Source organism: Wolbachia endosymbiont (group A) of Philonthus cognatus (assembly GCF_947251755.1).
Taxonomy (GTDB): Bacteria; Pseudomonadota; Alphaproteobacteria; order Rickettsiales; family Anaplasmataceae; genus Wolbachia; species Wolbachia pipientis.
Map to the genome: position 1 here is coordinate 906,642 of NZ_OX366388.1, position 9,769 is coordinate 916,410.

The 9,769-nt window shown below is 33.6% G+C and carries 4 protein-coding genes; 1 reads left to right on the top strand and 3 read right to left on the bottom strand.

Annotated elements, in window-relative coordinates; translation table 11 throughout:
- Positions 1-19 precede the first annotated feature (19 nt).
- The 3 genes from OPR21_RS04425 to OPR21_RS04435 are packed head-to-tail and all read right to left on the bottom strand — an operon-like array spanning position 20 to position 7,807.
- Complete coding sequence (locus tag OPR21_RS04425; protein ID WP_265029621.1) at positions 20-1,294, bottom strand: hypothetical protein; 1,275 nt, start codon at positions 1,292-1,294, stop codon at positions 20-22.
- A gap of 34 nt (positions 1,295-1,328) precedes the next feature.
- Positions 1,329-5,636 carry a collagen-like protein gene (locus tag OPR21_RS04430; protein ID WP_265029622.1) on the bottom strand — a complete coding sequence of 1,436 codons (4,308 nt, stop codon included), beginning with the start codon at positions 5,634-5,636 and terminating at the stop codon, positions 1,329-1,331.
- 41 nt (positions 5,637-5,677) lie between these two features.
- Entirely contained in the window at positions 5,678-7,807 is a 2,130-nt protein-coding gene (locus OPR21_RS04435; RefSeq protein ID WP_265029623.1) for a GumC domain-containing protein, read from the bottom strand.
- Between the two features lie 723 nt (positions 7,808-8,530).
- On the opposite strand from OPR21_RS04435, the gene OPR21_RS04440 reads away from it, so the two are divergent.
- Positions 8,531-9,763 (top strand): hypothetical protein, encoded by a 1,233-nt coding sequence (locus tag OPR21_RS04440; RefSeq protein ID WP_265029624.1) that lies wholly within the window; start codon positions 8,531-8,533, stop codon positions 9,761-9,763.
- Positions 9,764-9,769: the final 6 nt, after the last annotated feature.

Below are 9,769 nucleotides of genomic sequence, written 5' to 3' on the forward strand. Positions count from 1 at the left end.
ATGTATATCTTGTATATGGTTAAGATAACTCTGGAATAGTATAAAGAATCATGTCATTATTAAAATAAAACTCATCTGCTGCTGTGTACTCTTTATTGATTTTGTAAGAATCGTAAACATCGTAATCTGCTTTTGTATGGTAATCACAATATTGAAACTTACCCTCTTTATTGAAAAAGCCAAATTGATCAATTAGTGTAGCCATTTTCTTGCCCTTTCCACTGTTTGTTAATTCAAAAGCATAAGCTGGGCAGTGATTTGGAGAATTTGGATTAGCAGTTCCTTCTGTGATAAAAAAAGATGGTTTATGGTTAAGCAACTTGCAGAAATTTGGTTTATATTCCTTTTTCATACAGTTTAAATTTATGTACTGATATTCATTTGGTACATTTGAGTATTGTGGATCATACTTTTTATATTCAAAAAATTCATTACCTAGGAAATTGCAAAACGTTAATTTATAATCTTCATTATTACTGGGCTTAACAACTTTAAGGTAATGAAAGTCTCTAGGAATTTTTACTTCCTCATCTGTAATATGACTACGCATGACTAATTGACCGTTGAACATGTAGTAACCTATTTTTGGTAGGGTTGCTACAGTTTTACCATTCAAGACAATATTTGCTTCATAGATGTCATCCGATAATTCTTGTCCTTTTTGCAAAGTAAATTTTTGCTCAGCCTTAATTAAGCTATCTATTGTTTCTAGTTCTGCTACATTTGGTTTATATTGATATTGATAGCCATTATGCGCTGGAAGACGGTTTCCATCCTTGTCTGATATATAGACAGTTCTAGAACAATCTGCATTATCTTCTATTGTAAAATAAAGCCCACCTGTTTCTTCTTTAATCTTTTGTAGTACTGGATCATTTTCATCGTCAAAATTGATGAAGTTTAGTACTCCATTTTCTGCATTATGTCTAGAAATGGATAATTCCATACCAAAATAAGGAACATCTTTTATGTCGTAAAGTGAAATCCCTATTGATTTTGTTCTAAGCTTATTTATAATGTCATCCCTGCTTACACTTGTTATAGCCTCCTGTTCTATAATAAAATTCTCGCCATTTAATTGCAGAGGTGAATTTCCTTTACATAAAACTATTGAATTTTTTTCCAATTTTAATTTCAAATCATCAGCATCATCACCCACTCTAACCATACCACTGTGTGAGTGGACAGTATATACATTATCATTTCTCTTTAATATATAATATGCAATAGGAAGTTTAATCAGCTTTTTGCAAAGCGAATCTTTATTATCTATTCTAAATGTATACTTTTTCATACCATTTCCACTCGAATTCACTTTAACAATTTTTTTATCTTAAATAGCCAACAACTTCCTGATCAATAGCATTGAAGCTGCTTGGAGGGGTAACATCGCTTATAAAACTTCTTGGCTGCTCATTATCTGCTACTATTTTTTCAGTATTAGCAAGCTGTTTATTACCTGCTAATGTTCTTTTCATACTATCTTCGAAAATAGTCAAAAACTTACCTGTCTGTTTATAGTGTGGAAAAGCTTTTCCTGCAGCTGAACATAGGAATTTCAACAACTTATTACGATTTTCATCATTAAATAACGACTTGCTTACAATTTCTTTCATTAGTTTTGATGGATCGAAATTTAAGCTTTTTTTTGCAATGCCGCATTTCAAGGCTGTTTCTCTTAATACTTCTTCAAATTTTGTTAGAATATCTGCTGCATTTATTGTTTTTACTGTTTGATTGAGCTCCTGTACTTTATTTTTTACTTTATATTCGTCCTGTCCTATCACAGGATAAAAGAAACTTATTACTTGAGATACAAATGGAGTTGGTCTACTTGCTCCACTTGCTTCTGATAAATTGTTTAATTCTCTAATTTCTCTTTTCCTCCTACGTGCAGGACAGATTTGATCTGTAGGATTTGTGTTACAAAAGATACTTTCTATTTTACTATAAAGCGCTTCTACATTCTTCTTTGATCGAAATGCTTTATCAGCAAAATTGTCAGCCTCTTCTTTAAAGACTTTAGCTTCTCCTGTTAAATTTACCACCTTACTGTATAATTTTGTAATCTTATCTTCAGCGTCTTGAGCTTCTTTTGCTGATTTTTCAGAAGCAGTTTTAGCAACTTCTACTGCCTTTTTAGCATCCTGAATTTCAATTTTTGTTTTGTTGATCTCGTGTAAAAATTTATCAGCGAGTGCAGCACCTATTCCATCTTCTCCCTTTGGGCCTGGCATTCCTGTTAAGCCAGCATCTCCTTTACTACCCTTAGGACTAGATTTACCAGTGTAACCTTTTGGACCTTGTAACCCTTTAGGACCAATATCTCCTCTATCACCTTTTGGTCCAGGAATGCCTGGTAATCCATCTTCTCCTTTGTCACCTTTTAGTCCATCTGGACCTTGTAGACCAGGTATACCTTGTACTCCATCTATACCTGATTCACCTTTCTGTCCTTGTAAACCCTGTTCACCTCTATCACCTTTTGGTCCAGGAATGCCTGGTAATCCATCTTCTCCCTTTGGGCCTGGCATTCCTGTTAAGCCAGCATCTCCTTTACTACCCTTAGGACTAGATTTACCAGTGTAACCTTTTGGACCTTGTAACCCTTTAGGACCAATATCTCCTCTATCACCTTTTGGTCCAGGAATGCCTGGTAATCCATCTTCTCCTTTGTCACCTTTTAGTCCATCTGGACCTTGTAGACCAGGTATACCTTGTACTCCATCTATACCTGATTCACCTTTCTGTCCTTGTAAACCCTGTTCACCTCTATCACCTTTTGGTCCAGGAATGCCTGGTAATCCATCTTCTCCCTTTGGGCCTGGCACACCTTGTACTCCATCTATACCTGGCGCTCCAATATCTCCTTTAGGGCCTTGAACTTTTCCTAGATTTTGTCTTAATTCTTCAGAAATGCTTTGTGTGAGCTCAGTACTATTTGCAAGTTTTGCTACTAATGTATTATTAGTGTCACTTAATAATGCATCTGCTAGCTCTTGAACTCTGTTATCAACTAATGCAGTGGCTATTCCTATGTGAATATCGTGATCATCGATAATTCTTCCTGCAATTTGCTGCTCTAGTATTAAATCTCCGTCTTGATTACGGCATTCAAGTACCTGATTAGCAATGGTACCATTATTAATTAATTTCTGTGCAACTTCTTCAGGACTTGCATCTGTACCATTATTTCCTCTTTCTCCCTTTGGCCCATATGCTCCGGTAACTCCCTTTGCACCCTTTTGTCCTTGTAAACCTTGGTCACCCATATCGCCTTTATCACCTTTCAGTCCAGGTATACCTGATAATCCAATGTTTCCTTTTTCACCCATATTACCTTTTGAGCCTGGCATTCCTACCAGACCAGAAACTCCATCTATTCCTTTAGGACCTGATCTACCAACGTGGCCTTTGTGACCTTGTAGCCCTTGAGGACCAACATTGCCTTTTTCACCTTTAGGACCATCTACACCTGGCATTCCATCTATTCCTGATTCTCCCTTTTTACCTTCCAGACCTATATTTCCTTTATCACCTTTCAGTCCAGGTATACCTGGTACTCCATCTAAACCAGAAGCTCCATCTACTCCTTTAGGACCTGTATCTCCCTTACTACCCTTAGGACCTTGAATTTTTCCTGGGTTTTGTCTCAACTCATCTGCTACTCCTTTTTGTAAAGCTGGGTCATTCACTAAGATTTTTTTACCTTGATCATCTTGTGCTTCCAGCACTGCTTTTCCTAATTCATCTACTTTTTTAGTGTTAAAGAACTGATGAACAATATTTTCAACTATTGTTTTTACTGCACCCACATCACCTTTTAATTGAGCATACTCAAGCAAAAAATCAGCTAATTTTTCCTTATCTATTTCTTGCTTTACCATGTGTAGAGCTTTTGTTTGCTCACCTAAATCACTATGAAGCAGAAGATACTTGGCAAGTCCCCATCCACTTATCTTACCTTTTACAAGATTACTAGCTTCTCCCTTGTTCATACTGCTTTTATCAACAAGTAGTTCAGCAAGTTTTTCTGCAAATTTTTCATATTTGTTGAAGGCCATAGGATCGGGGTTATTTTGTTGTGTAGCATCGCTTGTTATTGTGTTTACAATATCCCCTGCAATTTTTTTCACTTCCTCTGGAGAAAGTTTATGTACTACCCCTTCAGTGAGTTTTGCTGAATCAATTTTATTCACAAGTTCTTGCGAATCGAGATTAACTTTACCGGCAATCTGAGTTGCAAGATTTTCACCTCTGCCATCCTTTGCATCAAGTACTGCTTCTCCTAGTTCAGCTTTTTTGCTAGTAACCAATTCGGTCGCAATTTCTCTAGCATTTGTGGTACTTCCTTTGTCACCTTTTATACCTTGCACTCCATCTTTACCAGCTGGACCCTGAGGACCAGATGCTCCATCCTTACCAGGTGTTCCAGTATTTCCTTTAAGACCCCTTAGTCCAGGTAAGCCTGGCATTCCATCTATACCAGAAACTCCATCTATTCCTTTATCTCCTTTTAGACCTGTATTGCCTTGCTCACCTTTCTTTCCAGGCTTTCCATCCAATCCTGGTACTCCAGGTATACCTGGCTCGCCTTTTGAACCAGATATTGCTGCCACTGACTTCATATTTAACTGCAGATTCCCAATTCTCTTTTCTAAATCTTTAATTTTTTGCTCTAATTCTTCAATTTTTCCATTATTCATACTAACCTTTAAATCATGTAAATAGTAGTAATAAGGGTATAAATAATAGCTCTGCTGGTCAAACTCCTCCTCCTCATCATAATCTATATAAATATGTTCTTCTTGCTCAAAGCTCTCAGGTGTCAGAGCATAGAATTTCTCGCATTTACCATATTGACTTAATATGCATCCTACATAATTGTCATTATTTAATCTTTTTATTCTAAAAAGAGGATTGTTTTTTTTTAGATTAAGATTAGTACCAAACTGATCTGTTGTATCGATAGAAACATTTCCAGAGAATAGCTTTAATTTTTTATTACTAAAGCTAGCAGCAATATTATTCAATATTCCAATCTTATTACCAAGTCTATCATATACTTCAGCACTTTTATAAGCGCTTGATAGAATTTCTTCTGGTCCATTTAAAAAATTCTTTCCAACACGTATTTCAAGTCTCTTATCAGGTAATTTTTCAAGCTCTTTCAAGACAAAATCTACGTCTTTATTACTCATTATATCTTTTGGATCTACTAGAACCCTACTATTTATTAGCGGCACAAGATCGACTGAACATTCTCCAGCATAAGACTGAATGTATTCTTGACCTCGATATTCTATGATATTGCTAGGTATAGAATTGAAAGTAGCTATCTTGGAAATATTGGGATTATAGTAGTAAACATAATAATATTGATCTGAGCCATCAACCAAAGCCAGCTTGTAATCACCACCTACTTTTTCTAGCTTTAAATTTAGCCTTTGAGATGAATTAGTTAGTATTATGTTCATCGGTCTCAGCATAAAATTAGATATAATAAAACTTTCCTCATGATCAAAGACATACGATATATAAGGTAAGTTAATTCTTTCTTCGTCATTTATTTTGACATTTACAAGCTTACTTTCACCATCACAAAAAGTATCTCCTGGCTCTAAATTAAAACGCATCTTCGCTCCTCTTGTTTTTATACCTTAATATATAGTAATTCTCACAATTCCCTACCACAAGCTCTTGCATTTACTTTGAGTAATTGATTTCTATTAACTTCTTCTACAAAGCTAGATGGATTTCCCATTGTACAATCTGACTGTTTAATAGTCTTACCTAACTCTTTAAAAACACTACTATTTCTTTCGAAATACCCATTTTCTATGGCTGCTAAAACACTTTTTCCCCCTAAAAGACAATCCTGTCCTAAATTTGATTTATTCTCTAACTTAGAGAATCTTACTTGATCGGTAAGTCTCACCTCTATTTTATTGCTATCTTCTTCACTAGGATATAGATAGATACTGATCTCTCCTACTTTGGTAGTAAAAGACATTTCAATGCTACCTCTTGATATGTCTGTGTAATTTCTCATTCCTCTTATATTTTCAACTCTAATTATACTTTTGTCAACTTGAACTATACCAATATTTAGATTTAAATCTTTAGCTTTTTCATTGTTGAATATCTTTGCAACTTCAATAGTACTATTTTGTGGATAATCTATATAAAAATATCCGTTATCTATTTCTAACTCAAAATCGTATTCATTAATTTGCTTACTTTTATTTATAGTACTTTCCAATGCCAATTCTTTAAGATTTGAAAGGTTTGCGTTTCGTTTATCCAAAGCATCTCTATCTGAACAAATTACGTTTACGAAATCTTCATGTTCTTTGTTGCTAAATTCATTTAAAGATGCACCTTCTGATATTATCTGAAATATTTTTTTCTTGTGTAAAAACTCATAAATTCGAGTAGTATCAGCAGATAAATATAGCTTTTGGAATGTATCAGCTATACGATCTATCAAGGATATATCAGATTTATATGGAAAAGTGAACATTATTCCTTGTTCCAGTGCTTCGCTTATAACTTTATCAAGTTCTTTTTCGCACTCCTCATAATCTTCTTCGCTACTAGAATAACCTAAAATGTCTAGATAATCATAGATATTATCTATTTTTTGCCAGATACTTTCATACTTTTCTCTTTCTCTTATATTTAGTTTTACTTTTGCTAAAGAAAAAGAATCTTCTTGACGAATTAAAAAAAAAGTATCTTTTTCTAAATGAACTGTGGTTTCACCATAGGATAGTTGACTGTAACGCCTACCAAAACTTTCATCATAATCAGGGCAAGGGCTAACATTGTCGTCATCGTCACTTTCACTATCTGTCCCATTCCATACTCCAATCTCGAAATCAGTACTTTCAAGGTTTTTATCTTCACTTGTTTGATAATATTGATTGTTTTCTACTCCTTCGTATAGCCGGGTTGATTCTTGGTCATCATTATCATTAGTATGCCTAGTTTCCACTTCAGGTATAAACTGAGGTTTTGCTATTTCTTCTCTTACGTTTTCTTTATTTATTTCATCTGCAAGAGACACTTCATTACTAATATAGAAGTTTTTCTGTTTTAAACCCTCATTTTCCTTCCGCAATTCACTAAATTCTGCAAATAGTTCTTTATAATCTGATGAAGAAATGTAAAACTGATTTCTTATATCATTAAGTTCCATCTCCTTTTCTAATATCTGATTTTCATAATCACCTTGCAAATTCTTTATACTGTCTATCAGCGCTGTACTTTCTTTTCTTACTCTATTTAACTTAGCTTCAGCCAGATTCAATTTTTGCTGTAACTCTTCATTTATTTTATCTACTAACTGAATTTCATCCTTTGCATCTTTCAATTGATCGTTTAAGTTCTTAATTACATCATTTTTGTTCTGCGTTTCTAATAATGATATTTCCACTTCCTGTTTTAGCTGTTCGATATTTTTATCATTTTCAATTAATTTTCCCGTTTTTCTCTGTAACTCAGCTTCAAGCCCTTTAACTTTCCCTTCTAAAACTTGCTTTTCCTTGGTGAGTTTACTTGCTTCTTCATAATACTCTTCCGTTATTTCTTTATAGTGTTTTTGTAGCTTTACATTTTTTTTAAGATCAAAATTTCCTTGTCGTAGCTTTTCTATTTCATTTTCTAAATTACTTACCACTTGATTATCCTCACCACTAATCTCAAATATCTCTTTAGGAAAGCCTTCAAATACACAAGGTGAAGTACCTTCAAGGCTATCACTACTAAATGAGCTATATTGTGCTGCTTGCTTTGAATTAAACATACCTATACTTCATACTAAAACAAACAGATAATATAGTATATGTACTATATATCACAAGCTCAATTGATTTCAACATAATTTATTTACTAATTCGTATTGTGAATTTTTATAGAATAGGTTTATGTGCAAAATATTACGATACCATTAAAGCAGATGGATAAGGCACAGTTTTTTTGAAAGTACCATACTAGTTAGTGTTATAAAGATTTCAATTATTTATTCCTTCAAAAAGGATCGTATATTTTTGAGGACAAGCAGCGTAAAAATAGGGTTGTGAAAATAGAATTTTGAAATCTTTGCAACAAAATTGGGCAAAATAGTTCGTATATAAATTTAGCAAAAGTGAGCCACTATAGCTGGTTTTAGCATATAGTAAAATTATTATAATAAAAAGTTCGTATGGATCACTTGGTAGACCATGCCATCCCAAGAAAAATACTTCTCACGCTTGCTGGTTTTTGTTGCTGAAAGTGGTTGTATTATTTAATTCATTAGCGATATATAATATTAAATTAATAGTAATTCATTTAATAATAAGTATTAAGATAAACTTATAAAAAACAGAATTTAAAAGTGAACAAAAGACCTTATATTAAGCCTGTTAAGAGCCTTTTACTGAAAATCACTTTAGGTTAGAAAATTTTTCTAAAATAGTAATTGACAAAGTTTTAAAGGTAGAGCAACATGCCTAAAATATATTAAATCTTGTTAGGGAGAATAAGTATGGATTACGAGAATGTACAAAGGGTATTACTAACATCTATCAAAGAAGATGATCCTCATAAAGGATTCAAGGAATTAGAAATTAAGAGATATTGTATTGCATATCAGACGTTATTGCGTGAATGGGACAGGACAATAATAACACCATTTATTAAGGAAATTTTAGAAAGTGGGACCTGTTGGAAAATCGATGACACCTTAGGTCATGTTGAGCTTGATAGGTATGCACTAGGGAAAAAATTGTTAGACTTGAAAACTGAAGATGGACAAAAATCTCTTCTTGATTCCTTTGACCGTTACAGAATTGCATGCTGGTGTTGTTTTGAAGACGAGATAAGAGCTGTTTTTGAGGAATTTAAATTAACATTAGGTAATAAGCCAGTAGAGAGTTTAGTTAAGGGATGTGATAAAGGGGCTTTAATGATCTACTGGTCACATGCCATAAATAATCAGGAACATCAGTTAGAATTAAATAATGAGCATCCATACGTTTACGCTTTTAAATGTGCGATGCTAGAAAAGCATGTTGAAGCCTTGGAGTTCTTTTGGAATAAGTTACAGTCAATTGATTCTGTATCTCAACAGAGGAAAGAAGATTTGTTAATGGAAGTAGCATACAATAAGGGGCGTTTTTCTACTGATGATGTTGGTATGGTCGATTTTTGTCTACGTTACCTTCGTGAAGATAAGTATCATGAATTATTAAAAAGAGATTTTAAACAACATGGATGTTATTATACTTTAAGTATATTAAGAAGAAACCATTCTTTCAAAAATGCTAGAAAGCTATTTGAACATTTAAAGCCAGAAGATTTATCTCCTGATGGATATTCTACGTCAATGTTTGGAGCATTAGACTCAATTGTTTCCATGCCAGATGATAGTTTTATTAAGTCTGGTAGTGACATGCTTACTTCCATGTGGAATCGTCCTGGCTTTGAAACTCATAAGCAACACTTTTTAGATGAGTTGAGTATAGGATACTCATCTAGAAATAGAATTGCTTGTCTGATCAAAAATAATGCGGATATTAAGGTATTGCCGGAAATTATTAAATCTCTTAATCAAGAGCAAATGCAGTCTATTATGGAAGAAGATAAATCAATACATGAGATATTCACTAGAATTAGAGATAGGCAATTAGTTAGTGGAGATGGTGATCAGTTACCAAGTTCATCATTAGATGTAGAAACTATACAGCAGAAGGTAACTGATGTTAGAAGAAAAGTGTAGAGTTTC